Source organism: Hydrogenophaga sp. FW305-3-2-15-A-LB1, assembly GCF_058787875.1.
The window spans coordinates 21778-46597 of sequence record NZ_JBYTAE010000048.1 but is presented as its reverse complement, the minus strand read 5'-3'; the positions used below and the strand labels follow the sequence as shown (position 1 = coordinate 46597).

At 66.3% G+C, this 24820-nt stretch carries 28 protein-coding genes and 1 pseudogene; 28 read left to right on the top strand and 1 reads right to left on the bottom strand.

Features of this window, described 5'->3' with window-relative positions:
* The 21 genes and pseudogenes from AC3WPZ_RS15940 to hisF all read left to right on the top strand — a co-directional run.
* A pseudogene (locus AC3WPZ_RS15940) lies at positions 1–252 on the top strand (MFS transporter); the annotation flags it as partial.
* A gap of 55 nt (positions 253–307) precedes the next feature.
* Complete coding sequence (locus tag AC3WPZ_RS15935; protein ID WP_492440501.1) at positions 308–1009, top strand: transposase; 702 nt, start codon at positions 308–310, stop codon at positions 1007–1009.
* Between the two features lie 191 nt (positions 1010–1200).
* Positions 1201–5979, top strand: coding sequence for a glutamate synthase-related protein (locus tag AC3WPZ_RS15930; RefSeq protein WP_492440499.1), 4779 nt, complete (start codon positions 1201–1203; stop codon positions 5977–5979).
* A gap of 35 nt (positions 5980–6014) precedes the next feature.
* Entirely contained in the window at positions 6015–7481 is a 1467-nt protein-coding gene (locus AC3WPZ_RS15925; protein ID WP_382323350.1) for a glutamate synthase subunit beta, read from the top strand.
* Between the two features lie 89 nt (positions 7482–7570).
* Positions 7571–8398 carry an ABC transporter ATP-binding protein gene (locus AC3WPZ_RS15920; RefSeq protein ID WP_382323351.1) on the top strand — a complete coding sequence of 276 codons (828 nt, stop codon included), beginning with the start codon at positions 7571–7573 and terminating at the stop codon, positions 8396–8398.
* A complete protein-coding gene (gene mlaE / locus AC3WPZ_RS15915) occupies positions 8395–9177 on the top strand; it encodes a lipid asymmetry maintenance ABC transporter permease subunit MlaE (protein WP_297397875.1) in 783 nt (260 codons plus the stop codon). The genes AC3WPZ_RS15920 and mlaE overlap by 4 nt, the downstream gene beginning before the upstream one ends.
* A 15-nt stretch (positions 9178–9192) precedes the next feature.
* A complete protein-coding gene (gene mlaD, locus AC3WPZ_RS15910) occupies positions 9193–9681 on the top strand; it encodes an outer membrane lipid asymmetry maintenance protein MlaD (protein ID WP_492440497.1) in 489 nt (162 codons plus the stop codon).
* Positions 9682–9790: 109 nt separating this feature from the next.
* Positions 9791–10528, top strand: a complete 738-nt coding sequence (locus AC3WPZ_RS15905; protein ID WP_492440495.1) for an MlaA family lipoprotein — start codon at positions 9791–9793, stop codon at positions 10526–10528.
* A gap of 122 nt (positions 10529–10650) precedes the next feature.
* A complete protein-coding gene (locus tag AC3WPZ_RS15900) occupies positions 10651–11280 on the top strand; it encodes an MlaC/ttg2D family ABC transporter substrate-binding protein (RefSeq protein WP_492440493.1) in 630 nt (209 codons plus the stop codon).
* A gap of 4 nt (positions 11281–11284) precedes the next feature.
* Positions 11285–11560: an STAS domain-containing protein gene (locus AC3WPZ_RS15895; protein ID WP_382161423.1), complete on the top strand. Its 276-nt coding sequence runs from the start codon at positions 11285–11287 to the stop codon at positions 11558–11560.
* A 119-nt stretch (positions 11561–11679) separates the two neighbouring features.
* The gene (locus AC3WPZ_RS15890; protein WP_382161421.1) at positions 11680–12618 is read left to right on the top strand and encodes an ABC transporter ATP-binding protein; all 939 of its coding nucleotides are present in this window, start codon (positions 11680–11682) and stop codon (positions 12616–12618) included.
* Complete coding sequence (locus AC3WPZ_RS15885) at positions 12615–13370, top strand: ABC transporter permease (protein ID WP_492440491.1); 756 nt, start codon at positions 12615–12617, stop codon at positions 13368–13370. The genes AC3WPZ_RS15890 and AC3WPZ_RS15885 overlap by 4 nt, the downstream gene beginning before the upstream one ends.
* Before the next feature lie 9 nt (positions 13371–13379).
* A complete protein-coding gene (locus AC3WPZ_RS15880; protein WP_291118478.1) occupies positions 13380–13625 on the top strand; it encodes a BolA family protein in 246 nt (81 codons plus the stop codon).
* Between the two features lie 8 nt (positions 13626–13633).
* Entirely contained in the window at positions 13634–14914 is a 1281-nt protein-coding gene (gene murA / locus AC3WPZ_RS15875) for a UDP-N-acetylglucosamine 1-carboxyvinyltransferase (RefSeq protein ID WP_492440489.1), read from the top strand.
* On the top strand, positions 14911–15564 hold the full coding sequence (gene hisG / locus AC3WPZ_RS15870) for an ATP phosphoribosyltransferase (protein WP_444688440.1): 654 nt from the start codon (positions 14911–14913) through the stop codon (positions 15562–15564). The genes murA and hisG overlap by 4 nt, the downstream gene beginning before the upstream one ends.
* Positions 15561–16952 (top strand): histidinol dehydrogenase, encoded by a 1392-nt coding sequence (gene hisD / locus AC3WPZ_RS15865; protein ID WP_492440486.1) that lies wholly within the window; start codon positions 15561–15563, stop codon positions 16950–16952. The genes hisG and hisD overlap by 4 nt, the downstream gene beginning before the upstream one ends.
* The gene (gene hisC, locus AC3WPZ_RS15860; protein WP_492440484.1) at positions 16949–18037 is read left to right on the top strand and encodes a histidinol-phosphate transaminase; all 1089 of its coding nucleotides are present in this window, start codon (positions 16949–16951) and stop codon (positions 18035–18037) included. Before hisD ends, hisC begins: the two co-directional genes overlap by 4 nt.
* The gene (gene hisB / locus AC3WPZ_RS15855) at positions 18034–18654 is read left to right on the top strand and encodes an imidazoleglycerol-phosphate dehydratase HisB (protein ID WP_382161405.1); all 621 of its coding nucleotides are present in this window, start codon (positions 18034–18036) and stop codon (positions 18652–18654) included. Before hisC ends, hisB begins: the two co-directional genes overlap by 4 nt.
* Positions 18655–18667: 13 nt before the next feature.
* Entirely contained in the window at positions 18668–19330 is a 663-nt protein-coding gene (gene hisH / locus AC3WPZ_RS15850; protein WP_492440482.1) for an imidazole glycerol phosphate synthase subunit HisH, read from the top strand.
* 27 nt (positions 19331–19357) lie between these two features.
* Positions 19358–20098 carry a 1-(5-phosphoribosyl)-5-[(5-phosphoribosylamino)methylideneamino]imidazole-4-carboxamide isomerase gene (hisA, locus tag AC3WPZ_RS15845; protein ID WP_291121393.1) on the top strand — a complete coding sequence of 247 codons (741 nt, stop codon included), beginning with the start codon at positions 19358–19360 and terminating at the stop codon, positions 20096–20098.
* A gap of 8 nt (positions 20099–20106) precedes the next feature.
* Positions 20107–20886, top strand: a complete 780-nt coding sequence (gene hisF / locus AC3WPZ_RS15840; protein ID WP_382323362.1) for an imidazole glycerol phosphate synthase subunit HisF — start codon at positions 20107–20109, stop codon at positions 20884–20886.
* Positions 20887–20895: 9 nt separating this feature from the next.
* Here the strand turns inward: hisF and AC3WPZ_RS15835 are convergent, their stop codons facing one another.
* Positions 20896–21396, bottom strand: coding sequence for a LapA family protein (locus AC3WPZ_RS15835; RefSeq protein ID WP_382323363.1), 501 nt, complete (start codon positions 21394–21396; stop codon positions 20896–20898).
* A gap of 109 nt (positions 21397–21505) precedes the next feature.
* Between AC3WPZ_RS15835 and hisI the strand changes: the two genes are divergently transcribed.
* The 7 genes from hisI (at position 21506) to tatC (ending at position 24808) form a co-directional block, all read left to right on the top strand.
* Positions 21506–21904: a phosphoribosyl-AMP cyclohydrolase gene (hisI, locus tag AC3WPZ_RS15830; protein WP_382163743.1), complete on the top strand. Its 399-nt coding sequence runs from the start codon at positions 21506–21508 to the stop codon at positions 21902–21904.
* Positions 21905–21910: 6 nt separating this feature from the next.
* The gene (locus tag AC3WPZ_RS15825; protein WP_382323364.1) at positions 21911–22291 is read left to right on the top strand and encodes a phosphoribosyl-ATP diphosphatase; all 381 of its coding nucleotides are present in this window, start codon (positions 21911–21913) and stop codon (positions 22289–22291) included.
* A gap of 12 nt (positions 22292–22303) precedes the next feature.
* On the top strand, positions 22304–22693 hold the full coding sequence (locus AC3WPZ_RS15820; protein ID WP_291121402.1) for a DUF4870 family protein: 390 nt from the start codon (positions 22304–22306) through the stop codon (positions 22691–22693).
* A gap of 13 nt (positions 22694–22706) precedes the next feature.
* Positions 22707–23069, top strand: a complete 363-nt coding sequence (locus AC3WPZ_RS15815; RefSeq protein ID WP_382323365.1) for a histidine triad nucleotide-binding protein — start codon at positions 22707–22709, stop codon at positions 23067–23069.
* A 114-nt stretch (positions 23070–23183) separates the two neighbouring features.
* On the top strand, positions 23184–23429 hold the full coding sequence (gene tatA, locus AC3WPZ_RS15810) for a Sec-independent protein translocase subunit TatA (RefSeq protein WP_444688436.1): 246 nt from the start codon (positions 23184–23186) through the stop codon (positions 23427–23429).
* A 93-nt stretch (positions 23430–23522) separates the two neighbouring features.
* A complete protein-coding gene (gene tatB / locus AC3WPZ_RS15805) occupies positions 23523–24008 on the top strand; it encodes a Sec-independent protein translocase protein TatB (RefSeq protein ID WP_382323366.1) in 486 nt (161 codons plus the stop codon).
* A complete protein-coding gene (gene tatC, locus AC3WPZ_RS15800) occupies positions 24008–24808 on the top strand; it encodes a twin-arginine translocase subunit TatC (protein ID WP_382161387.1) in 801 nt (266 codons plus the stop codon). Before tatB ends, tatC begins: the two co-directional genes overlap by 1 nt.
* The last annotated feature ends 12 nt before the right edge of the window (positions 24809–24820 follow it).

The following is a 24820-nucleotide window of genomic DNA, read 5'->3' as shown; positions in this document are numbered from 1 at the left end:
GGTGGGCTGATTCCCGGGACGCTGTTTGGCCTGGCGGTCAAACTCGCTCCCGACAACGAGACGGTGTCCACCACGGTGGGCTGGATGCAGCAGTTCTCTGCCATGGGTCAATTTCTCGGGCCGCCGCTGGTGGCCTGGGTGGCCACCCTGGTCGGCGGCTGGCAATGGACCTGGACCGTGACAGGCGCTTCCTCCTTGCTCGGTGTGCTGCTGGCGGGGCGGCTGCAGGCCGCGTGGCGCGCCCGACCATAATCGGGGTCGGATTCCCTTCGGAGCCGCTTCGCGGCGACGCCCACCTGACCGCACCATGGCCCGTCTTCCCCGCCTGACCGTCGCCGGTTACCCGCACCATGTGATCCAGCGCGGCAACAACCGCCAGGACATCGTGCGCAGCGACGCCGACCGCGAGTTCCTGCTGGAGCTGCTGGGCGACAACGCGCGCAAGCACCAGGTGGCACTCAACGCCTATGTGCTGATGGACAACCATTTCCATCTGCTGCTCACGCCCGAAACGGCGGAGGGTGTACCGCTCATGATGCAGGCGGTGGGGCGGCGCTACGTGCGTTACTTCAACGACCTGTACCACCGCACTGGCACGTTGTGGGAAGGGCGTTACAAATCCACGCTGGTTCAGACCGAACGCTACCTGCTGGCTTGCATGGTTTATCTGGACTTGAACCCCGTGCGCGCTGGCTTGGTCGTGGACCCGAAAAACCATCCCTGGTCAAGCCATCGCCACTACATCGGGCAGACGCCGGACCGGCGGATCGCACCGCCCGCCGTGTATTGGGGGCTGGGCAACACCCCCTTCGCCCGCGAAGCGGCGTACACCGAGTTGGTGCATGCGGGGCAATCGGTGGCGCAGCAGGGCGCCATCACCGACGCCACGTTGCACGGCTGGGCGCTCGGGGATGCGGACTTTGCCGCGGAGTTGCAAAAGCGCACCCCGCGCCGGATTGCACGCGGCCGCCCGGGCCGTCCCGCGTCCACCTTCTCCAAGGAAACCTGACGCAAGGCTCCAAAGGCCTGGAACGGCGTCATCAAAGCGTTTTTAATCTGTCCCCAATAAAACGTCGATCAAATTTGTCGGGATTTGAATGGAATCTGACCCCATTTAATCTGCTTGGCATTGTTGTTGCAATGCAATAAGCTCGCAGTCCCGTTTTTGCATTCACGCCCACGAACCGAGAAGGAAGCGCCATGACCACGGCAGCCGAACAACAGCACCTCCAGCAACACGGTCTGTACGACCCTTCCCACGAGCACGACGCTTGTGGCGTGGGTTTCGTGGCCCACATCAAAGGCGAGAAGAGCCACGCCATCGTGAAGCAGGGTCTGAAGATCCTGGAGAACCTGGATCACCGGGGCGCGGTCGGCGCCGACAAGCTCATGGGCGACGGGGCAGGGCTGTTGATCCAGCTGCCCGACGCGCTGTACCGCGAGGAGATGGCGGCCCAGGGCGTGGTGCTGCCGCTGGCGGGGGAGTACGGCGTGGGCATGATCTTCATGCCCAAGGAGCACGCCAGCCGCCTGGCCTGCGAGCAGGAGATGGAGCGTGCGATCGCCGCCGAAGGCCAGGTGCTGCTGGGCTGGCGCGACGTGCCGGTCAACCGCGACATGCCCATGTCGCCCACGGTGCGCGAGAAGGAGCCGATCATCCGCCAGGTCTTCATCGGCCGCGGCAACGACGTGATCGTGCAGGACGCGCTGGAGCGCAAGCTGTACGTGATCCGCAAGACGGCCAGCGCCAACATCCAGCGCCTCAAGCTGACCCACAGCAAAGAGTATTACGTGGTCAGCATGAGCAGCCGCACGGTGGTCTACAAGGGTCTGCTGCTGGCCGATCAGGTGGGCACCTACTTCCGTGATCTGGAAGACGAGCGCTGCGTTTCGGCCCTGGGTCTGGTGCACCAGCGTTTCTCGACCAACACCTTTCCCGAATGGCCGCTCGCCCACCCGTACCGCTATGTCGCGCACAACGGCGAGATCAACACCGTCAAGGGCAACTACAACTGGATGAAGGCGCGCGAGGGCGTGATGTCCTCGCCGGTGCTGGGGGCCGACCTGCAGAAGCTGTACCCGATCAGCTTCGCCAGCCAGTCCGACACCGCCACCTTCGACAACTGCCTCGAGCTGCTCACCATGGCGGGTTACCCGCTGGCCCAGGCCGTGATGATGATGATTCCCGAGCCCTGGGAGCAGCACACCACCATGGACGGTCGCCGCAAGGCCTTCTACGAGTACCACGCCGCGATGATGGAGCCCTGGGACGGCCCGGCCTCCATCGTGTTCACCGACGGCCGCCAGATCGGCGCCACGCTGGACCGCAACGGCCTGCGCCCGTCGCGCTACTGCATCACCGACGACGACTTCGTGATCATGGGCTCCGAGTCGGGCGTGCTGCCCGTGCCGGAAAACAAGATCGTGCGCAAGTGGCGCCTGCAGCCCGGCAAGATGTTCCTGATCGACCTGGAACAGGGCCGCATGATCGATGACGAGGAGCTCAAGGCCAACCTCGCCAACAGCAAGCCCTACAAGCAGTGGATCGACAACCTGCGCATCCGCCTCGATGATGTGGAAACGCCGGTGGCCGGCGAGTCCGCGCAAGAGCAGCGCATCACCGCCACCGAGCCGCAGTCCGCTGGCGTCGAGCGCGTGGCGCCCGAGCTGCTGGACCGCCAGCAGGCCTTCGGCTACACGCAGGAAGACATCAAGTTCCTGATGAGCCCGATGGCCGCCAACGGCGAAGAGGGCATCGGCTCCATGGGCAACGACAGCCCGCTGGCCGTGCTCTCCGACAAGAACAAGCCGCTCTACAACTACTTCAAGCAGCTGTTCGCGCAGGTGACCAACCCGCCGATCGACCCGATCCGCGAAGCGATCGTGATGTCGCTGGTGTCCTTCATCGGCCCCAAGCCCAACCTGCTGGACATCAACCAGGTCAACCCGCCGATGCGCCTCGAGGTGAGCCAGCCGGTGCTCGACTTCGCCGACATGGCCAAGCTGCGCGACATCGATGCCGTGACGCAGGGCAAGTTCCGCAGCCACACGCTGGACATCACCTACCCCGCGGCCTGGGGCCGCGAAGGCGTGGAAGCCAAGCTGGCCTCGCTGTGCGCGAGCGCGGTGGACGCGATCAAGGGTGGCAAGAACATCCTGATCATCAGCGACCGCGCCGTCAGCGCCACGCAGATCGCCATTCCCGCGCTGCTGGCGCTGTCCGCGATCCACCAGCATCTGGTGCGTGAAGGCCTGCGCACCACCGCCGGCCTGGTGGTCGAAACCGGCACGGCGCGCGAAGTGCACCACTTCGCCGTGCTCGCCGGCTATGGCGCCGAGGCCGTGCACCCCTACCTGGCCATGGAAACCCTGGCCGCGATCAGCCAGGGCCTGCCGGGCGACCTGAGCGCGGACAAGGCGATCTACAACTACGTCAAGGCGATCGGCAAGGGCCTGTCCAAGATCATGTCCAAGATGGGCGTGTCGACCTACATGTCCTACTGCGGCGCGCAGCTGTTCGAGGCGATCGGCCTCAACAGCGAGACCGTGGACAAGTACTTCACCGGCACCGCCAGCCGTGTGGGTGGCATCGGCGTGTTCGAGATCGCCGAAGAAGGCATTCGCATGCACAAGGCCGCCTTCGGCGACGACCCGGTGCTGGCCACGATGCTGGAGACCGGCGGCGAATACGCCTGGCGCGCCCGGGGCGAAGAGCACATGTGGACGCCCGACGCCATCGCCAAGCTGCAGCACAGCACGCGAGCGAACAACTGGAACACGTACAAGGAGTACGCGCAGCTCATCAACGACCAGAGCCGCCGCCACATGACGCTGCGCGGCCTGTTCGAGTTCAAGATCAACCCCAGCACCGCGATCTCGATCGACGAGGTCGAGCCGGCGGCGGAGATCGTCAAGCGCTTCGCCACCGGCGCCATGTCGCTGGGCTCCATCTCGACCGAGGCTCACGCGACGCTGGCCGTGGCCATGAACCGCATCGGCGGCAAGAGCAACACCGGTGAAGGTGGCGAGGACGCCCTGCGTTACCGCAGCGAGCTCAAGGGCATCCCGATCAAGCAGGGCCAGACCATGTCGGACCTGCTGGGCAAGGACACCTTCGAGGTGGACTACGAGCTGCAGGCGGGCGACTCCATGCGCTCCAAGATCAAGCAGGTGGCCTCGGGCCGCTTCGGCGTCACGGCCGAGTACCTCAACAGCGCCGATCAGATCCAGATCAAGATGGCGCAGGGCGCCAAGCCCGGCGAGGGCGGCCAACTGCCCGGTGGCAAGGTGAGCGACTACATCGGCAAGCTGCGCCACAGCGTGCCGGGCGTGGGCCTGATCTCGCCGCCTCCGCACCACGACATCTATTCCATCGAGGATCTGGCGCAGCTGATCCACGACCTGAAGAACGTCGCGCCCCACTCCAGCATCAGCGTCAAGCTGGTGTCCGAGATCGGCGTGGGCACCATCGCCGCGGGCGTGGCCAAGTGCAAGGCCGACCACGTGGTGATCGCGGGCCACGACGGCGGCACGGGGGCCTCGCCCTGGTCGTCGATCAAGCACGCCGGCAGCCCCTGGGAAATCGGCCTGGCCGAAACGCAGCAGACGCTGGTGCTCAACCGCCTGCGCAGCCGCATCCGCGTGCAGGCCGACGGCCAGATGAAAACCGGCCGCGACGTGGTGATCGGTGCCCTGCTCGGCGCCGACGAATTCGGCTTCGCCACCGCGCCGCTGGTGGTCGAGGGCTGCATCATGATGCGCAAGTGCCACCTCAACACCTGCCCGGTGGGCGTGGCCACGCAGGACCCGGTGCTGCGCAAGAAGTTCAGCGGCAAGCCCGAGCACGTCGTGAACTACTTCTTCTTCATCGCGGAAGAGGCGCGCCAGATCATGGCGCAATTGGGCATCCGCAAGTTCGACGATCTGATTGGCCGCGCCGACCTGCTGGACATGAAGCTGGGCATCGAACACTGGAAGGCGCGCGGCCTGGACTTCGGCCGCCTGCTGGCGCAGCCGATCGTGCCGGCCGACGTGCCGCGTTTCCACACCCAGCAGCAGGAGCACGGGCTGGAGAAGTCGCTCGACAACATCCTGATCCAGAAGTCGCGCGCGGCGATCGACAAGGGCGAGCGCGTGCAGTTCATCGAGGTGGCGCGCAACGTCAACCGCTCGGTGGGCGCGATGCTCTCGGGCGCCGTGACGAAGGTGCACCCCGAAGGCCTGCCGGACGACACCATTCGCATCCAGCTCGAAGGCACGGGCGGCCAGTCGTTCGGCGCCTTCCTCACGCGCGGCATCACGCTGTACCTGATCGGCGACGCCAACGACTACACCGGCAAGGGCCTCTCCGGCGGCCGCGTGGTGGTGCGCCCCAGCATCGACTTCCGCGGCGAAGCCACGCGCAACATCATCGTGGGCAACACCGTGATGTACGGCGCCACCACCGGTGAAGCCTTCTTCAGCGGCGTGGCCGGCGAGCGGTTCGCGGTGCGCCTGTCGGGCGCCACCGCGGTGGTGGAAGGCACGGGCGACCACGGTTGTGAATACATGACCGGCGGCACCGTGGTGGTGCTGGGCAAGACCGGCCGCAACTTCGCCGCCGGCATGAGCGGCGGCATTGCCTACGTGTACGACGAGGACGGCGACTTCGCCAAGCGCTGCAACACGGCCATGGTCAGCCTGGAAAAGGTGCTGTCCGCCACCGAGCAGGAAACCACGCTGGACCGCGCCATCTGGCACCGCGACCTGAGCGACGAAGCGCAGCTGAAGAAGTTGCTGGAGGAGCACAACCGCTGGACCGGCAGCAAGCGCGCGCGCGAACTGCTCGACACCTGGGCGCAGTCGCGCGGCAAGTTCGTGAAGGTGTTCCCGAACGAATACAAGCGCGCCCTGGGCGAGATCCACGCCCGCAAGGCCGCCGCCGTCGTCACCACCAAGGCCCAGACCACGGCGAAAACAGCCACGGCGCCCGCCAAGTAAGCCCGCCGCACGCACGAACACGAAGGAATCGCATCATGGGAAAAGTCACCGGCTTCATGGAATACGAGCGTCTGGAAGAGGGCTACAAGCCCGTGCCCGAGCGCCTGAAGCACTACAAGGAATTTGTCGTCGGCCTCAATGAGCCGCAATCCAAGGTCCAGGCCGCGCGTTGCATGGACTGCGGCACGCCGTTCTGCAACAGCGGCTGCCCGGTCAACAACATCATTCCGGACTTCAACGATCTCGTGTACCAGGGCGATTGGCAGAACGCCATCACCGTGCTGCACAGCACCAACAACTTCCCGGAGTTCACCGGCCGCATCTGCCCCGCGCCCTGCGAGGCTGCCTGCACGCTGAACGTGAACGACGACGCCGTGGGCATCAAGTCGATCGAGCACGCCATCATCGACCGCGCCTGGGCCGAAGGCTGGGTGCAGCCGCAGCCGCCGCGCCACAAGACCGGCAAGAAGATCGCCGTGGTGGGTTCGGGCCCGGCCGGCATGGCCGCGGCACAGCAGCTCGCGCGCGCCGGTCATGACGTGACCCTGTTCGAGAAGAACGACCGCGTCGGTGGCCTGCTGCGCTACGGCATTCCCGACTTCAAGATGGAGAAGAGCCACATTGACCTGCGCGTCAAGCAGATGGAAGCCGAAGGCGTGGTGTTCCGCACCGGCGTCATGGTCGGCACCCTGCCCAAGGGCAGCAAGGTCACGAACTGGGCCAAGGAAACCGTCACGCCCGAGCAGCTGCAGAAGGACTTCGATGCCGTGCTGCTGACCGGCGGCTCCGAGCAGAGCCGCGACCTGCCCGTGCCCGGCCGCGATCTCGACGGCATCCATTTCGCGATGGAGTTCCTGCCGCAGCAGAACAAGGTCAACGCCGGCGACAAGCTCAAGGGCCAGCTGCGCGCCGACGGCAAGCACGTCATCGTGATCGGCGGCGGCGACACCGGCAGCGACTGCGTGGGCACCAGCAACCGCCACGGCGCGGTCAGCGTCACGCAGTTCGAGGTGATGCCGCAGCCGCCGGAAGAAGAGAACAAGCCCCTGGTGTGGCCCTACTGGCCGCTCAAGCTGCGCACCAGCTCCAGCCACGAGGAAGGCTGCGTGCGCGAGTTCGCCATCTCCACCAAGGAATTCATCGGCGAAAAAGGCAAGGTCACCGGCCTCACGACCGTGCACGTCGAGATGAAGGACGGCAAGCTGGTCGAGATCCCCGGCACGGAAAAGACCTACAAGGCCGACATGGTGCTGCTCGCCATGGGCTTCGTGAACCCGGTCGCCACCATCCTGGACGGCTTCGGTGTCGAGAAGGACGCGCGCGGCAACGCCAAGGCCAGCACCGACTTCACGGGTGGCTACGCGACCAACGTGCCCAAGGTGTTCGCCGCTGGCGACATGCGCCGTGGCCAGAGTCTGGTGGTGTGGGCGATCCGCGAAGGCCGCCAGGCCGCGCGCGCGGTGGACGAATTCCTGATGGGCTTCTCCGACCTGCCTCGCTGACATTTATCGAAACAAAACGGCGTCGAGGGTTTACCCCTGAATCCCGTATCATCCAAAAACCGGGCGCTGAACTGCCCGGTTTTTGTTTGATGCCCACCGACTCCACCTCCCCTCTGGTCGAACTGCGCAACCTGACCTTCGGTTACGGCGAGCGCGCCATCCTCGACAACATCTCGCTGACCGTGCCGCGTGGCAAGGTCACGGCGCTCATGGGTGCGTCCGGCGGCGGCAAGACCACGGTGCTGAAGTTGATCGGTGGTCAGATCCGCGGCCAGTCCGGCCAGACCCTGTTCGACGGACAGGACGTCACCACCATGGGCCCGAAGGCGCTGTACGAAGCGCGTCGGCGCATGGGCATGCTGTTCCAGTTCGGCGCCTTGTTCACCGACATGAGTGTGTTCGACAACGTGGCCTTCCCGTTGCGCGAGCACACGCAGTTGCCCGAAGCCATGGTGCGCGACATCGTGTTGATGAAGCTCAACGCGGTCGGCCTGCGCGGTGCACGCGACCTCATGCCCAGCGAGCTCTCCGGCGGCATGGCCCGGCGCGTGGCGCTGGCGCGCGCGATCGCGCTGGACCCCGAACTCGTGATGTACGACGAGCCCTTCGCCGGCCTGGACCCGATTTCGCTCGGCACCGCCGCGCGCCTGATTCGCCAGCTCAACGATGCCATGGGGCTGACCAGCATCGTGGTCTCGCACGACCTCGACGAAACCTTCCATATCGCCGACCAAGTGATCGTGCTGGCCAACGGCAAGATCGCCGCCCAGGGCACGCCCGAGGAAGTGCGGCACAGTCAGGATCCGCTGGTGCACCAGTTCGTCAACGCCCTGCCCGACGGGCCGGTGCGTTTCCACCACCCGGGCCCGGAACTCCTGGAAGATTTCGGCCCCACCCGCCGGGGAGCACGCCCATGAATGCCCTGCATCCCGCCCGCGTGGGCCGTGCGGTGCGCCTGCAACTCGCCGGCATCGGTCATGGCACCCGCCTGTTCGGGCGCCTGGTGTGGCTGATGGGCGCCGCGCTGCGCCGGCCCTCGCTGGTGCGAGACCAGATCCATTTCCTGGGCAACCACTCACTGGCCATCATCAGCGTCTCCGGCCTGTTCGTCGGCTTCGTGCTCAGCCTGCAGGGTTACTACACGCTGCAGCGCTACGGCGCCACCGAAGCGCTGGGCCTGCTGGTGGCGCTCTCGCTCATGCGCGAGCTCGGTCCGGTGGTCACGGCCCTGCTGTTCGCGGGCCGTGCCGGCACCTCGCTCACGGCCGAGATCGGCCTCATGAAGGCCGGCGAGCAGCTCAGCGCCATGGAAATGATGGCCGTGGACCCGGTGCGCCGCGTGCTGGCGCCGCGTTTCGTGGCCGGCGTCATCACCATGCCCCTGCTCGCTGCGGTGTTCAGCGCCGTGGGCATCGTGGGTGGCTGGGTGGTGGGCGTGCTGCTCATCGGCCTGGACGGCGGCGCCTTCTGGAGCCAGATGCAAGGCGGGGTGGACGTCTGGGCCGATGTGGGCAACGGCATCATCAAGAGCGTGGTGTTCGGCTTCGCCGTCACCTTCGTGGCCCTGCTGCAGGGCTTCGATGCGCATCCCACGCCCGAAGGGGTTTCTCGCGCCACCACCCGCACGGTGGTGGTGGCTTCGCTGAGCGTGCTGGCGCTGGACTTTGTCCTCACCGCCATGATGTTCAGCATCTGATTGGAGTGGACGGACATGCAAACTTCCAAAAATGACGTCTGGGTGGGGCTGTTCGTGCTGATCGGCGCGGCCGCCATCCTGTTTCTCGCGCTGCAGTCGGCCAACCTGCTCAGCCTGAATTTCGAGAAGACCTACCACGTGGTCGGCCGCTTCGACAACATCGGCGGCCTCAAGCCCAAGGCGGCCGTGCGCAGCGCCGGCGTGCTGGTCGGTCGTGTCGAGTCCATCACCTTCGACGACAAGACCTTCCAGGCCAACATCCGGCTGGAGCTGCAATCGCGCTACGCCTTCCCCAAGGACAGCTCGCTCAAGATCCTCACCAGTGGCCTGCTCGGCGAGCAGTACATCGGCATCGAGCCGGGTGGCGACGAGCGCAACTTCGCCGACGGCGACGTGGTGACCCAGACGCAATCGGCCATCGTCCTGGAGAACCTGATCAGCCAGTTTCTCTTCAGCCGCGCCGCCGATGGCAGCAACAACAAGGAAGTCGAAACGGCGAAATAGCGCTGTGGGGGCTTTGCAACGCCCCTCACGAAGGCATTCCAGGGGCGCCGAAAATGCAGGCTGTTCGCAAAAACAACAGCCGGGTGCACAACCCAGGGGAACCCACAACATGACACACCTCCACAGCCCCATCGGGGCGGTCTGCAAAGGCGCCATGCTGGCGCTGACGTTTTCATTGATGGCCGGCTGCGCCACGGGCCCGGACGCCAACCCGCGCGATCCGCTCGAACCGTTCAACCGTGGCGTCTACCAGTTCAACGATGCCGTGGACACGGCGGTGCTCAAGCCCGTCGCCACCGCCTACCAGAAGGTCACGCCCAGCCCGGTGCGCACCGGCGTGGGCAACTTCTTCGGCAACCTGGGCGACCTCTGGTCCTCGGTGAATGCCGGCCTGCAACTGCGCCCGCGCGAGGCGACCGAAAACCTCATGCGTTTCAGCGTGAACACGGTGTTCGGCCTGGCCGGCTTGCTCGACATCGCCAGTGAAATGGGCATCCCCCGCACGCGCCTGGATTTTGGCCAGACGATGGGTCGCTGGGGCGCGCCGTCGGGCCCTTACCTGGTGCTGCCGCTCCTGGGGCCCTCGTCGGTGCGCGACGGCACGGGCTTGATCGTGGACGTGGTCGGCGACCCCGTGACGGGTGTGGACCATGTGCCCACGCGCAACTTCCTGATGGCGCTGCGCGTGGTCGACACCCGCGCCGGGCTGCTGCGCGCCGGCACCCTGCTGGACGACGCCGCACTGGACAAATACAGCTTCATGCGCGATTTCTACCTCAACCGCCGGCAAAACCAGATCGAAGACCTGATCGACAAGGGCATCGGGCTGGGCGACGGTGAGCAGTGAGGACGGCCACACGGATACGAATCGCAACGATTGAGGGGGAACCGCTTCACAATCCGGACCCTCGGATGAACTACGCTGCGGTGTCTGCAGCAAGGCCGCTTGGCCTCGAAAGGAACCACATGATGAAACGCCGCTCCTGGCTCGCCGCCCTGTTGATGTCTGCCGCGGCGGGTGTTGTCTCGCTTCCCGCGCTCGCACAGGACGAGGCGCCGGACGCCATGGTCAAGCGCCTGTCCGCCGAGGTGTTGGCCACCATCAAGGCCGACCCGGCCATCCAGGCGGGTGACGTGAACCGCATCATCGCGCTGGTGGACAGCAAGATCATGCCCAACGTGAATTTCTCGCGCATGACCGCTTCCGTGGTGGGCCGCTACTGGCGCCAGGCCACGCCCGAACAGCAGAAGCAGCTGCAGGACGAGTTCAAGACCCTGCTGGTGCGTACCTATTCGGGCGCGTTGGGCGAGGTCCGGGACCAGACCCTGAGCTTCCGCCCGATGCGCTCCAAGCCCGAGGACACCGAGGTGGTGGTGCGCTCCGAGGTGCGGGGCAAGGGCGATCCGATCCAGCTCGACTACCGCATGGAAAAGACGCCCAGTGGCTGGAAGATCTATGACCTGAACGTGCTCGGCGTCTGGCTGGTCGAAACCTACCGCACCCAGTTCGCCCAGGAAATCAGCAGCAAGGGCATCGACGGCCTGATCGCGTCGCTGGCGCAGCGCAACAAGAGCGGTGCGGCCCCCAAGGCCAGCTGACGCCATGCCTACCACGCTTGAATTGCCCGAGCGGCTGACTTTGGCCGAGGCGGACCAGACCCTGGCGCGCCTCGGCGGTGAGCTGGCCGGCCAGTCGGAGGCCACGGTGGTGGTCAACGCCCGCCCGTTGCAGGTGTTCGACTCCTCGGCGCTGTCGGTGCTGCTGGAGCTGCGCCGCCGCCTGTTGACCCAGGGCAAGGCCTTGCAGGTCAGCGGCTGGCCCCGGCGGCTGGAAGACCTCGCCTCGCTCTACGGCGTGCACGAACTGCTCGCGGCCTGAGGCGCGGCCAAGCGACCCCGCGCCAGCGCGGCGGGAGGGGCGCGCATAAAATACCCGGTTCACCGGCGGGCGCCAGATGTCCTGCCCCGTGGCCGGTGACCCATGGGTCCCGCCCGCGCATGCCAGCCGTCTCCTTCCAGCACGTTTCCAAGACCTACTCGACCCCGCGCGGTGACCTGCACGCGCTGCAATCGGTGTCCTTCGACATCGAACCCGGCGAGTTCTTCGGCCTGCTCGGCCCCAACGGTGCGGGCAAGACCACCCTCATCAGCGTGCTCGCGGGCCTGGCGCGCGCCACCTCGGGCCGCGTGCTGGTGCACGGCGCCGACGTGCAGGCCGACTACGCCACCGCCCGCCGCCAGCTCGGCGTGGTGCCGCAGGAACTGGTGTTCGACCCCTTCTTCAACGTGCGCGAGGCCTTGCGCATCCAGTCCGGTTACTTCGGCATCCAGCGCAACGACGCCTGGATCGACGAACTGCTCGAAGGCCTGGGCCTGGCCGACAAGGCCACGGCCAACATGCGCCAGCTCTCGGGCGGCATGAAGCGCCGCGTGCTGATCGCGCAGGCGCTGGTGCACAAGCCGCCGGTGATCGTGCTCGACGAGCCCACCGCTGGCGTGGACGTGGAGCTGCGTCAGACCCTTTGGCAGTTCGTCTCGGACCTCAACAAGCGCCTGGGCAGCACGGTGCTGCTGACCACGCACTACCTGGAAGAGGCCGAGGCCCTGTGCGGTCGCATCGCCATGCTCAAGCAGGGCAGGGTGGTGGCGCTCGAATCCACCTCCGCGCTGCTGGCGCGTGCAGCCTCCAACGTGCTGCGCTTCAAGACCGACGCGGCCCTGCCGATCGATCTCGCCGTGCAGGCCCGCATCACCGGCCGCGTGGTGCAACTGCCGGCCAACGACGCGTTGGCGGTCGAGCGCATCCTGGCGCGCCTGCGCGAGGTGGGTGTCTCCCCCGAGGACATCGAGATCCGCAAGGCCGATCTGGAAGACGTGTTCCTGGACCTCACTGGTGCGCAACCGCGCGCCAGCTCGCCCGCGGAGGTCGCAGCATGACCGGCTGGCAAACCCTGTTCTACAAGGAAGTGCTGCGCTTCTGGAAGGTCGGCTTCCAGACCGTGGCCGCGCCCGTCATCACGGCCATCCTCTACCTCATGATCTTTGGCCACGTGCTCGAAGACCGGGTGCAGGTCTACGACTCGGTGAGCTACACCGCCTTCCTGCTGCCCGGCCTGGTGATGATGAGCGTGCTGCAGAACGCCTTTGCCAACAGCTCGTCCTCGCTGATCCAGAGCAAGATCATGGGCAATCTGGTGTTCCTGCTGCTCACGCCGCTGTCGCACCGCGCCTGGTTCGTGGCCTACGTGGGCTCGTCCATCGTGCGTGGCCTGGCCGTGGGCCTGGGCGTGATGCTGGTCACCTGGTGGTTCGCGCAGCCCTCGCTGGTGGCGCCGCTGTGGATCCTGGCCTTCGGCTTCATGGGCGCGGCGCTGCTGGGCACGCTGGGGCTGATTGCCGGGCTCTGGGCCGAGAAATTCGACCAGATGGCCGCGTTCCAGAACTTCATCATCATGCCCATGACCTTCCTCTCGGGCGTGTTCTACTCCATCCATTCCCTGCCCGCTTTCTGGCAGCGCGTGAGCCACCTCAACCCGTTCTTCTACATGATCGACGGCTTCCGCTATGGCTTCTTCGGGGTGAGCGACGTGTCGCCCTGGATCAGCCTGGCCCTGGTGGGCAGCGCGCTGGCCGTGGTGAGCGCGATCGCGCTGCACCTGCTCAAGACCGGCTACAAGATCCGGCACTGACGAAACCCCATGACCGCTGAAGAACTGCAATCCCTCATCGCCGCCGGCCTGCCCTGCGAGCACCTCGAAGTCACCGGTGACGGCCGCCACTGGGCGGCGGTCATCGTCTCGCCCGCGTTCGAGGGCCAGCGGCTGATCAAGCGCCACCAGGCCGTCTACGGCACGCTGGGCGGACGCATCCAGACCGACGAGGTGCATGCCCTGTCGATGAAGACCTTCACGCCCGCCGAATGGGCCACACAACCCCGTAACTGACGCGCCCCATGGACAAACTGCGAATCAACGGCGGCCGCACCCTGCAGGGTGAGGTGACCATCTCCGGCGCCAAGAACGCCGCGCTGCCCGAACTGTGCGCCGCGCTGCTCACGTCCGAGCCGGTGACGCTGAACAACCTGCCGCGTCTGCAGGATGTGGTCACCATGCGCAAGCTGCTCGACAACATGGGCGTGCAGACGCAGACCCGGGAGGACCGCAGCGGCATCACCCTGCAGGCGGCCGACCCGATCAAGGCCGAGGCGCCGTACGAGCTGGTCAAGACCATGCGCGCGTCGGTGCTGGTCCTTGGCCCGCTGCTGGCGCGCTTTGGTCACGCCCGCGTGTCGCTGCCGGGCGGCTGTGCCATCGGCTCCCGGCCGGTGGACCAGCACATCAAGGGCATGCAGGCCATGGGCGCGGAGATCGTGGTCGAGCACGGCTACATGGTCGCGAAGCTGCCCGCGGGCAAGACGCGTCTGCACGGCGCGCGCATCGCCACCGACATGGTGACCGTCACCGGCACCGAGAACTTCCTCATGGCCGCCGCGCTCGCCCAGGGCGAGACGGTGCTGGAGAACGCGGCGCAGGAACCCGAGATCGGTGACCTGGCGGAAATGCTGATCGCCATGGGCGCGAAGATCGAGGGCCACGGCACCAGCCGCATCCACGTGCAGGGCGTGGACCGCCTGCAGGGCTGCACGCACCAGGTGGTGGCCGACCGCATCGAGACCGGCACTTTCCTGTGCGCCGTGGCCGCCGCGGGTGGCGACGTGGTGCTGCGCCATGGCCGCGCCGACCACCTCGACGCCGTGATCGACAAGCTGCGCGAGGCGGGGGCCCAGATCGAGGCCGGCAAAGACGCGCGTGGTGACTTCATCCGCGTGTGCGCCTCCGGCCGCCTGAAGGCGCAGAGCTTCCGCACCACCGAGTACCCGGGCTTCCCGACCGACATGCAGGCCCAGTTCATGACGCTCAACTGCATCGCCGACGGCGCGAGCAAGGTGACCGAGACCATCTTCGAAAACCGCTTCATGCACGTCAACGAGCTGGTGCGGCTGGGCGCGCGCATCCAGACGGACGGCAAGGTGGCGATCATCGAGGGCATTCCTCGCCTGTCGGGTGCCACCGTGATGGCCACCGACCTGCGCGCTTCGGCCAGCCTGGTGATCGCCGGCCTCGTGGCCGACGGTGAAACCATCGTCGACCGCATCTACCACCTGGACCGCGGTTACGACCAGATGGAAGCCAAACTGCGCGGCATCGGCGCGGACATCGAACGCATCAAATGATCACTCTCGCCCTCTCCAAAGGCCGCATCTTCGACGAGACCCTGCCGCTGCTCAAGGCCGCGGGCATCGAGGTGCTGGAAGACCCCGAGAAGTCGCGCAAGCTCATCCTGCCGACCAGCAACCCCGAGGTGCGTGTGGTGCTGGTGCGTGCGACCGATGTGCCCACCTATGTGGAATATGGCGGTGCCGACATCGGCGTGACCGGCAAGGACACGCTGATCGAACACGGTGGCCAGGGCCTGTACCAGCCGCTGGACCTCCACATCTCGCGCTGCCGCGTGAGCGTGGCGGTGCGCGCCGACTTCGACTACGCCTCGGCCGTGCGCCAGGGTTCGCGCCTGAAGGTCGCCACCAAATACACCACCATCGCGCGCGAGTTCTTCGCGGGCAAGGGCGTGCACGTGGACCTGATCAAGCTCTACGGCAGCATGGAGCTGGCGCCGCTGACCGGCCTGGCCGACGCCATCGTCGACCTGGTCTCCACCGGCAACACGCTCAAGGCCAACCACCTGGTCGAGGTCGAACGCATCATGGACATCAGCGCTCGCCTGGTGGTCAACCAGGCCTCGCTCAAGCTCAAGCAGGCGGCCATCCGCCCCATCATCGACGCCTTCGCGCAAGCCATCGAAAAGGACCCCGTCTCCTCATGAGCCTCTTCGCCCGCCCAGCCCGCCTGTCCACCACCGCCGCGGATTTCGAGGCGCAGTTCGCGGCCCGCCTGCATTGGTCGGCCGAGACCGACGGGGCGATCGAGCAGCGCGTGGCCGACATCCTGGCCGATGTGCGCGAGCGCGGCGATGCGGCGGTGCTGGAATACACGGCGCGCTTCGACGGCCTGACGGCGGACGGCATGGCCGACCTGGAGTTGACGCAAGCCGACTTCAAGGCCGCGTTCGATGGCCTGCCAGCGGCCCAGCGCGAGGCCCTGCAGGCCGCCACGCGCCGCGTGCGCAGCTACCACGAAGCGCAGAAGAAGGCCGGCGGCGAAAGCTGGAGCTACCGCGACGAGGACGGCACCTTGCTGGGCCAGAAAGTGACGCCGCTGGACCGCGTGGGCATCTACGTGCCCGGCGGCAAGGCGGCCTACCCGTCCAGCCTGATCATGAACGCCGTGCCCGCGCACGTGGCCGGCGTGCAGGAAATCATCATGGTGGTGCCCACGCCGGTGCGCGGCAGTGTGGCCACCGGCGGCAGTGGTTCGGACACCTCGGCGCGCGGCGAGCGCAACGACCTGGTGCTCGCGGCGGCCTACGTGGCCGGCGTCACCCGCGCCTTCACCATCGGCGGCGCGCAGGCCGTGGCCGCGCTGGCCTACGGCACGGCCACCGTGCCCAAGGTCGACAAGATCACCGGCCCCGGCAACGCCTACGTGGCCAGCGCCAAGAAGCGCGTGTTCGGCACCGTGGGCATCGACATGATCGCCGGCCCGAGCGAAATCCTGGTGCTGGCCGACGGCAGCACGCCAGCCGAATGGGTGGCGATGGACCTCTTCAGCCAGGCCGAGCACGACGAGTTGGCCCAGAGCATCCTGCTGTGCCCGGACGCTGCCTACATCGACGCGGTGCAGCGCGAGATCGACCGCCTGCTGCCCAGCATGCCGCGCGCGGCCATCATTGCCAAGAGCTTGAACGACCGGGGAGCGCTGATCCACACCCGCGACATGGAAGAGGCCTGCGCGATCAGCAACCGCATCGCTCCCGAGCACCTGGAGGTGTCCAGCGGCGAGCCGCACCGCTGGGAGCCTCTGCTGCGGCACGCGGGTGCCATCTTCCTCGGCGCGTACACCAGCGAAAGCCTGGGCGACTACTGCGCCGGCCCCAACCACGTGTTGCCCACCAGCGGCACCGCGCGTTTTTCCTCGCCTTTGGGCGTGTACGACTTCCAGAAACGCAGCAGCCTGATCGAGGTGAGCCAGGCCGGCGCGCAGAGCCTGGGCGCCATCGCGGCCGAAATGGCCTATGGCGAGGGCCTGCAGGCGCATGCGCGCGCGGCCGAAATGCGGCTCAAGGACGTGCCGCCGATGCGGGGTGCCTCATGAGCCAGAACCCTTTGAACACGATCCGCCAGGACGTGCAGTCCATGCACGCCTACGCCGTCCAGGACTCGACCGGCATGGTCAAGCTCGATGCGATGGAGAACCCGTTCGCCCTGCCGCCCGCCCTGCAGGCCGAGTTGGGCGCGCGCCTGGGCGCGGTGGCCATCCACCGCTACCCCGGCGCCCGCATCGACGAGCTCAAGCAGGCACTGGCCCGTCACGTGGACCTGCCTGCGGGCTGCGGCCTTATGCTGGGCAATGGCTCGGATGAACTGATTTCGCTGCTGGCCATGGGCTGCGACCTGCCGGGCGCCACCATCCTGGCCCCCCTGCCGGGTTTCGTCATGTACGCCATGAGCGCCCAGCTGCAGGGCCTGAAGTTCGTGGGCGTGCCGCTCACGGCCGATTTCGAGCTGGACGAGCCGGCCATGCTGGCCGCGATGCGCGAGCACAAGCCGGCCATCACCTACATCGCCTACCCCAACAACCCCACCGCCAACCTCTGGAACGCGGACACCATCCGCCGCCTGATCGCCGAGGCGGCCGGTTTCGGTGGCCTGGTGGTGATGGACGAGGCCTACCAGCCGTTCTCCAGCCACAGCTGGCTGGACGAGATCCGCGCCCAGCCGGCGGCCCATGCGCACGTGCTGCTCATGCGCACCCTCTCCAAGTTCGGCCTGGCCGGCGTGCGCATCGGCTACATGGTGGGTGCGCAGGCGCTGGTGCACGAGATCGACAAACTGCGCCCGCCGTACAACGTGAGCGTGCTCAACGCCGAGTGCGCCCTGTTCGCGCTGGAGCACGCCGAAGTGTTCGCCGACCAGGCCGCGCAGATCCGCGAACAGCGCGCTTTGCTGATCGACGCGCTGGCAGCCATGCCGGGCGTCACGCCCTTCCCGAGCGAGGCCAACATGGTGCTGGTGCGTGTGCCCGATGCACAACGCTGCTTCGATGCGCTCAAGGCCCAGGGGATTCTGGTGAAGAATGTTTCTAGAATGCATCCTTTGCTGACCCATTGTCTGCGCCTGACGGTGGGTACACCGTCGGAAAACGCCCAGCTGATCCGAGCCCTCCAGACCGCCCTATGACCCAGACGCCTCCCGCCCCCGCCGTGTCCGACCGCGTGGCCCAAGTGCAACGCAACACCTCGGAGACGCAGATCGGCGTGCGCATCAACCTCGACGGCACGGGACAGGCCAGCCTGTCCACCGGCATCGGTTTCTTCGACCACATGCTGGACCAGATCGCCCGCCACGGGTTGATCGACCTCGACGTGCAGGCCAAGGGCGACCTGCACATCGACGGCCACCACACGGTGGAAGACGTGGGCATCACGCTGGGCCAGGCCTTTGCGCAGGCCGTGGGCGACAAGAAGGGCATCCGCCGCTACGGCCACGCCTACGTGCCGCTGGACGAGGCCCTGTCGCGCGTCGTGATCGATTTCTCGGGCCGCCCGGGCCTGCACATGCGCGTGCCGTTCAAGAGCGGCATGGTCGGTGGCTTCGACACGCAGCTCGCCTTCGAGTTCTTCCAGGGCTTCGTCAACCACGCCGGCGTGACCCTGCACATCGACAACCTGCACGGCGAAAACGCCCACCACCAGGCCGAAACCGTGTTCAAGGCTTTCGCCCGTGCACTGCGCATGGCCCTGGAGCGCGACCCGCGCATGGGCGACGTGATTCCCTCGACCAAAGGCTCGCTCTGAGTTCTTCACCCCGATGAAACGCAAGACGGTCGCCGTGGTGGACTACGGCAGCGGGAACCTGCGCTCGGTATCGCAGGCGGTGCAACACGTGGCGCGCGCGCAGGACGTGGAGGTGCGCGTCACCGCCCAGGCCCAGGAGGTGCTGGACGCCGACCGCGTGGTGCTGCCCGGCCAGGGCCACATGGGCGATTGCATGCGTGAGCTTGCCGCGTCCGGTTTGCTGGAGGCCGTGCTGCACGCTGCCGCCCACAAACCGCTGTTCGGTGTCTGCGTGGGCATGCAGATGTTGCTGGACCGCAGCGAGGAAGGACCGACCGACGGCCTGGGCCTGATCCCCGGCGAAGTCGTGCGTTTCCAGCTGGAAGGGCGTTTGCAGGCCGATGGCAGCCGTTTCAAGGTGCCCCAGATGGGGTGGAACTCGGTGTCTCACGAACTGGGCCGGGGCCCGGCCCACCCGCTGTGGTCGGGCATCGCGGACGGCGCCTATTTCTATTTTGTGCACAGCTTCTACGCCCGCCCTGCCCAGGCAGTGCACAGCGTGGGTGAAGCGGACTACGGCGGGCGCTTTGCGGCGGCCATTGCCCGCGATAATATTTTTGCCACCCAGTTTCACCCGGAAAAAAGCGCCGATCAGGGGCTGGCGCTCTACCGCAATTTCCTGTCCTGGAATCCCTGAGTCCATCCGCCCTTCACCCACACCATCATGCTGCTGATTCCTGCCATTGATCTGAAAGACGGCCAGTGCGTTCGCCTCAAACAGGGCGACATGGACCAATCCACGGTGTTCGGCGAAGACCCGGCGGCCATCGCCCGCAGCTGGGTCAACAAGGGCGCGCGCCGTGTGCACCTGGTGGACCTCAACGGTGCCTTTGCTGGCAAGCCCAAGAACGAGCAGGCGATCCGCGCCATCCTCAAGGAGGTGGGTTCGGAAGTGGACGTGCAGCTGGGCGGTGGCATCCGCGACCTCGACACCATCGAGCGTTACCTGGACGCCGGCCTGCGCTACGTGATCATCGGCACGGCGGCGGTGAAGAACCCAGGCTTCCTGCAGGACGCCTGCACGGCGTTCGGCGGCCACATCATCGTGGGCCTGGACGCCAAGGACGGCAAGGTTGCCACCGATGGCTGGAGCAAGCTCACCGGCCACGAGGTGGTGGACCTGGGCAAGAAGTTCGAGGACTACGGCGTCGAAGGCATCATCTACACCGACATCGGCCGCGACGGCATGCTTTCGGGCATCAACATCGAGGCCACCGTCAAGCTGGCGCAGGCGCTGTCGATTCCCGTGATCGCCTCGGGCGGCCTGTCCAACCTGGAAGACATCCGCGCGCTGTGCGCCGTGGAAGACGAAGGCGTCGAAGGCGTGATCTGTGGCCGCTCGATCTACAGCGGCGACCTCGACTTCGAGGCCGCGCAGCAGCTGGCCGACGACCTCAACGGATAACGCAGCCCATGCTTGCCAAGCGCATCATTCCCTGCCTGGACGTCACCGGCGGCCGCGTCGTCAAGGGCGTCAACTTCGTGGAATTGCGCGATGCGGGCGACCCGGTGGAAATCGCCGCCCGCTACAACGAGCAGGGTGCCGACGAACTCACTTTCCTGGACATCACCGCCACCTCCGATGGCCGGGACCTGATCCTGCACATCATCGAGGCCGTCGCTTCGCAGGTCTTCATTCCGCTCACGGTGGGTGGTGGCGTGCGCACGGTGGAAGACGTCCGCCGCCTGCTCAATGCCGGCGCCGACAAGACCAGCTTCAACTCGGCTGCGATCGCCAACCCGCAGGTGATCCGCGACGCGTCGGACAAGTACGGTGCGCAGTGCATCGTGGTCGCGATCGACGCCAAGCGCCGCCAGGGCGACGACCTGGCCCAGCGCGGCGAAGGCTGGGACGTCTACAGCCACGGTGGGCGCAAGAACACCGGCCTGGACGCCGTGGCCTGGGCCTCGAAGATGGCTGACTTCGGTGCCGGCGAAATCCTGCTCACCAGCATGGACCGCGATGGCACCAAGTCCGGCTTCGATCTGGCGCTGACCCGCGCGGTGGCCGACGCGGTGAGCGTGCCGGTGATCGCTTCGGGGGGCGTGGGCAACCTTGACCACCTGGCCGATGGCGTGCAACAGGGTGGGGCGGATGCCGTGCTGGCCGCCAGCATCTTCCACTACGGCGAGTTCACCGTGGCGCAGGCCAAGGCGCGCATGGCCGAACGCGGCATCCCGGTCCGGCGCTGAGGCGTTTCTTCAGAGGTGGTCGCCGCTGTGGCGGGGTGGAAGCTGGCGCTCCAGCCGGTCTTCCAGCTCGCCCACGCTCGCACTCACGCTGTTGCCGGTCTGCTCGATCACCTGGGTCAGCGCGGACTGGACCTGGTCCAGCTTGGTGTGCACCTTCTCCGACAACGCCTGTTCGCGTGCCGTGGTGGCCTGCAGTTCGGTCTGCAGGTATTGCCGCAGCTCGGTGAAGCGCGAAGCTTCGGCCTTGTCGGCCAGCAGGCGCTGGTCGGCCGCCTCGCGGGTGATGCGGCGGACCTCCATCAGATGCAGCGTCTGGTAGTACACCAGCGCGACCAGAAACACCACGAGCACCAGGGCCAGCATGCCCAGCAACACCAGGCCCATGGGCGCTTGCACCTGGGTGAAACCGAAATTGAGCGCGGTGGGTTGCAGGATCTGTTCGAAGTTCAGGGCCACGAAGCCCGCGATGAACAGGATGAAGAGGACCAGGAGCAGGGTGCGGAGTTTCATGGTGTTCCTTGTCATGGTTGGGGACGGGGCGGTGTGCCTCGGACCGGTGCCTGGACCATCCTAACGGCATTCCGGCCGCCAGGGGCGTCAAGCCCGGGCCCCATGGTAGATTCCTGCCATGAACTGGCTCGATGAAGTGAAGTGGGACGCGCAAGGCCTGGTGCCTGTGATCGCGCAGGAAGCCGCCTCGGGCGACGTGTTGATGTTCGCCTGGATGAACCGCGAGGCGCTGCAGAAGACGGCCGAACTGGGCCGTGCGGTCTATTACAGCCGCTCACGCGAACGGCTGTGGTTCAAGGGGGAGGAGTCGGGCCACGTGCAGACCGTGCACGACATCCGCATGGACTGCGACAACGACGTGGTGCTGCTCAAGGTCACGCAACTGGGGCACGAACCCGGCATTGCCTGTCACACCGGCCGCCACAGCTGCTTCTTCCAGCGTTTCGAGGGCGGCCAATGGCACGCCGTCGAGCCCGTGCTTAAAGACCCCGAATCGATCTACAAGTGAACCGACATGTCCACCACCGATGACCTGGCGCGCCTGGCCGCCGTGATCGAAAGCCGCAAACCGGCCAACGGGGGCGATCCCGAAAAAAGCTACGTGGCTCGCCTGTTGCACAAGGGGCCCGACACCTTCCTGAAAAAAATCGGCGAAGAGGCCACCGAGGCGGTGATGGCGGCCAAGGACGCCGACCATGGCGGCGACCCCCAGAAGCTGGTCAACGAAATCGCCGACCTTTGGTTCCACAGCATGATCGCGCTGGCGCACTACAACCTGAGCCCGGCCGACGTGGTGGCCGAACTGGTGCGCCGCGAGGGCCTGAGCGGCCTGGAGGAAAAGGCGATGCGCAAAGTGCTGCAGCGAGAGGCTGCAGCCGGTCCGGAAGCTGGCTGAAAGGAGCTTGTGATGAGCGACATCATTGACGTCAAGGCGGTCGACAGCGAGAAGGCCCAGTCTCTCAAGACGGTGGGCTGGGTCAGCTACCTCTTGCACCTGATCGTGGCCGTGGCGGCGGTGTTGCCCGGCGCGCAGGCCAGCCCGGTGTTGCTCATCATCGCCTTGATCGTCGACCTCGTGAAAAAAAGCGATGCCGAGGGCACCTGGCAAGCGAGCCATTTCTCCTGGCGCATCCGCACCGTCATCTGGGCCGCCGTGCTGTACCTGGTGACCCTGCCGCTGTGGCTGCTGTTCCTGGCGCCCGGCTGGATTGCCTGGTGCCTGATCTCCATCTGGTTCCTCTACCGCATCGTCAAGGGCATGGTGCGCATGAACGCCAGCCAGGCTATGCCCGACTAACACCTCCGATCCCATGAGCGCTCACGACCCGAATTGCATCTTTTGCAAGATCATTGCCGGCCAGATCCCGTCGAAAAAGGTCTACGAAGACGAAGACCTTTACGTCTTTCACGACATCCACCCCTGGGCACCGGTGCATTTCCTCATGGTACCGAAGGCGCACATCCCCTCCATGGCCCAGTTGGGCCCTGAGCACGAGCGGCTGATGGGCCGCATCATGACCCTGGCCCCGCGCCTGGCGCTGGAGCAGGGTTGCAATCCATACCCCGAAGGCGGATTTCGCATCGTGTGCAACAACGGTGGGGAAGGCGGGCAGGAGGTGCACCACCTTCACGTGCACGTGATGGGTGGTCCCCGGCCCTGGTTGCGTGGATAAGTGCCGTCCGGCGGGCCCTGGTATTGCGCCGCGAGGGCGGCTGAACTCCCACCGGGGCTTAGAATCCCACGCATAGCGGCTCTCGCTTCCCTATTTCCTTATCTGGAGTAACTCATGGGTTCGTTTTCCATCTGGCACTGGTTGATCGTGCTGCTGATCGTGGTGATGGTGTTCGGCACCAAGAAGCTCAAGAACATCGGTTCCGATCTGGGCGGTGCGGTCAAGGGTTTCAAGGACGGCATCAAGGAAGGTGGCCAGACCCCCGCCGACAACACGGCGGCGGCCCCCGCAGGGCAGGTGACGCAGGACACCCGCACCGACAAGAACACGATCGACGTCGAAGCCAAGCACAAAAGCTGATGCTCCTGCTGCCCGCGGTGGGTTTGAATACCCTAGGCAGCACCGTTTCCGGGCGGACCTCCCGCCCAACATTGCCCGCAGGATGGCCGACACATGATTGATCTGGGCATTTCCAAGCTCGCCCTCATCGGGGCGGTGGCGTTGATCGTCATCGGCCCCGAAAAGCTGCCTCGCGTCGCCCGCACGGTGGGCGCCCTGCTGGGCAAGGCGCAGCGCTACGTGTCGGACGTCAAGGCCGAGGTCAGCCGCTCCATGGAGCTCGAAGAGCTCAAGAAGATGAAGGACTCGGTGACCGAGGCGGCGCGCGACGTGGAGGCCTCGGTGCAGAGCGGTGCCAACGATTTCGAGAAATCGTGGTCGGACGCGACCGCTGGCCTGGATGGCACGTCCACCACCTATGGTTCCAACGGCTCACTCGAAACCCCACCGGTTTACAAACACCCCAAGAAGAACTGGCGCCTGAAGCAGAAGGCGATGCCCCAGTGGTTCAAGGCCCGCACCGGCGTGCGCACCCGCACCCAGTCGGGTGCGGCCCGCGTGGCCCGGTTCCGGCCCCGCTCCTCTTCCGCTCCCCGTTGATGTCCGATCCCAAAGATTCCACCGACGAACTCGCCGGTTCCGAGCAGCCGTTTGTCCAGCACCTGATGGAGCTGCGCGACCGGCTTCTGTACGGCATCATCGGCCTGGCCATCTGCATGGCCCTGTTGGCCGTCTGGCCCGGCCCCAGCGGGCTGATCGACCTGATCGCGGTGCCTATCCGGGCCCACATGCCGCCCGACGCCAAGCTGATCGCCGTGGGCGTGTTCTCGCCCTTCTTCGTGCCGATCAAGGTGCTGGCCATGGCGGCGCTGCTGCTGTCCCTGCCCTGGTGGATGTACCAGGTATGGGCCTTCGTGGCGCCCGGTCTGTACAGCCACGAGAAGCGCTTCGCCGTGCCCCTGATCGTGCTGGGCAGCTTGCTGGCTTACATCGGCATCGCGTTCGTGCAGTTCTTCGTGCTGGACAAGATGTTCGGCTTCATCCAGAAGTTCACGCCGGCGAGCGTGGCCGCCACGCCCGATATCGCCTCATACGTGGAGGCCATTCTGTCGCTGTACCTCGCCTTTGGCCTGGCGTTCCAGGTGCCCATCGTCGTGGTGCTGCTGGTCAAGATGAACATGGTGACGGTGCAGAAGCTCAAGGAGTTCCGGGGCTACTTCATCGTCGTGGCCTTCGTCATCGCGGCCGTCGTGACGCCGCCGGACGTGATCTCCCAGCTGGCGCTGGCCGTGCCCATGTGCCTGCTCTACGAACTGGGCATCTGGGGCGCGCAGTGGTTCATCAAGGCGTCGGCCAAGACCGACGAAGAAGCCAAGGAAGAAGAAAAGCCGGCGGCTTGATCGATCCCGCGC

Excerpts from the sequence above, each read along its gene's own strand:
- hisC (WP_492440484.1), top strand. The coding sequence starts at position 16,949 with ATGAGCCAGAACCCTTTGAACACGATCCGCCAGGACGTGCAGTCCATG.
- AC3WPZ_RS15885 (WP_492440491.1), top strand. The coding sequence starts at position 12,615 with ATGACCGGCTGGCAAACCCTGTTCTACAAGGAAGTGCTGCGCTTCTGG.
- hisG (WP_444688440.1), top strand. The coding sequence starts at position 14,911 with ATGATCACTCTCGCCCTCTCCAAAGGCCGCATCTTCGACGAGACCCTG.
- AC3WPZ_RS15825 (WP_382323364.1), top strand. The coding sequence starts at position 21,911 with ATGTCCACCACCGATGACCTGGCGCGCCTGGCCGCCGTGATCGAAAGC.
- AC3WPZ_RS15890 (WP_382161421.1), top strand. The coding sequence starts at position 11,680 with ATGCCAGCCGTCTCCTTCCAGCACGTTTCCAAGACCTACTCGACCCCG.
- AC3WPZ_RS15935 (WP_492440501.1), top strand. The coding sequence starts at position 308 with ATGGCCCGTCTTCCCCGCCTGACCGTCGCCGGTTACCCGCACCATGTG.
- AC3WPZ_RS15930 (WP_492440499.1), top strand. The coding sequence starts at position 1,201 with ATGACCACGGCAGCCGAACAACAGCACCTCCAGCAACACGGTCTGTAC.
- tatC (WP_382161387.1), top strand. The coding sequence starts at position 24,008 with ATGTCCGATCCCAAAGATTCCACCGACGAACTCGCCGGTTCCGAGCAG.
- tatB (WP_382323366.1), top strand. The coding sequence starts at position 23,523 with ATGATTGATCTGGGCATTTCCAAGCTCGCCCTCATCGGGGCGGTGGCG.
- AC3WPZ_RS15905 (WP_492440495.1), top strand. The coding sequence starts at position 9,791 with ATGACACACCTCCACAGCCCCATCGGGGCGGTCTGCAAAGGCGCCATG.
- AC3WPZ_RS15900 (WP_492440493.1), top strand. The coding sequence starts at position 10,651 with ATGAAACGCCGCTCCTGGCTCGCCGCCCTGTTGATGTCTGCCGCGGCG.
- hisB (WP_382161405.1), top strand. The coding sequence starts at position 18,034 with ATGACCCAGACGCCTCCCGCCCCCGCCGTGTCCGACCGCGTGGCCCAA.
- mlaE (WP_297397875.1), top strand. The coding sequence starts at position 8,395 with ATGAATGCCCTGCATCCCGCCCGCGTGGGCCGTGCGGTGCGCCTGCAA.
- tatA (WP_444688436.1), top strand. The coding sequence starts at position 23,184 with ATGGGTTCGTTTTCCATCTGGCACTGGTTGATCGTGCTGCTGATCGTG.
- AC3WPZ_RS15920 (WP_382323351.1), top strand. The coding sequence starts at position 7,571 with ATGCCCACCGACTCCACCTCCCCTCTGGTCGAACTGCGCAACCTGACC.
- hisA (WP_291121393.1), top strand. The coding sequence starts at position 19,358 with ATGCTGCTGATTCCTGCCATTGATCTGAAAGACGGCCAGTGCGTTCGC.
- hisF (WP_382323362.1), top strand. The coding sequence starts at position 20,107 with ATGCTTGCCAAGCGCATCATTCCCTGCCTGGACGTCACCGGCGGCCGC.
- mlaD (WP_492440497.1), top strand. The coding sequence starts at position 9,193 with ATGCAAACTTCCAAAAATGACGTCTGGGTGGGGCTGTTCGTGCTGATC.
- AC3WPZ_RS15820 (WP_291121402.1), top strand. The coding sequence starts at position 22,304 with ATGAGCGACATCATTGACGTCAAGGCGGTCGACAGCGAGAAGGCCCAG.
- AC3WPZ_RS15880 (WP_291118478.1), top strand. The coding sequence starts at position 13,380 with ATGACCGCTGAAGAACTGCAATCCCTCATCGCCGCCGGCCTGCCCTGC.
- AC3WPZ_RS15815 (WP_382323365.1), top strand. The coding sequence starts at position 22,707 with ATGAGCGCTCACGACCCGAATTGCATCTTTTGCAAGATCATTGCCGGC.
- AC3WPZ_RS15895 (WP_382161423.1), top strand. The coding sequence starts at position 11,285 with ATGCCTACCACGCTTGAATTGCCCGAGCGGCTGACTTTGGCCGAGGCG.
- hisH (WP_492440482.1), top strand. The coding sequence starts at position 18,668 with ATGAAACGCAAGACGGTCGCCGTGGTGGACTACGGCAGCGGGAACCTG.
- AC3WPZ_RS15925 (WP_382323350.1), top strand. The coding sequence starts at position 6,015 with ATGGGAAAAGTCACCGGCTTCATGGAATACGAGCGTCTGGAAGAGGGC.
- AC3WPZ_RS15835 (WP_382323363.1), bottom strand. The coding sequence starts at position 21,396 with ATGAAACTCCGCACCCTGCTCCTGGTCCTCTTCATCCTGTTCATCGCG.
- murA (WP_492440489.1), top strand. The coding sequence starts at position 13,634 with ATGGACAAACTGCGAATCAACGGCGGCCGCACCCTGCAGGGTGAGGTG.
- hisD (WP_492440486.1), top strand. The coding sequence starts at position 15,561 with ATGAGCCTCTTCGCCCGCCCAGCCCGCCTGTCCACCACCGCCGCGGAT.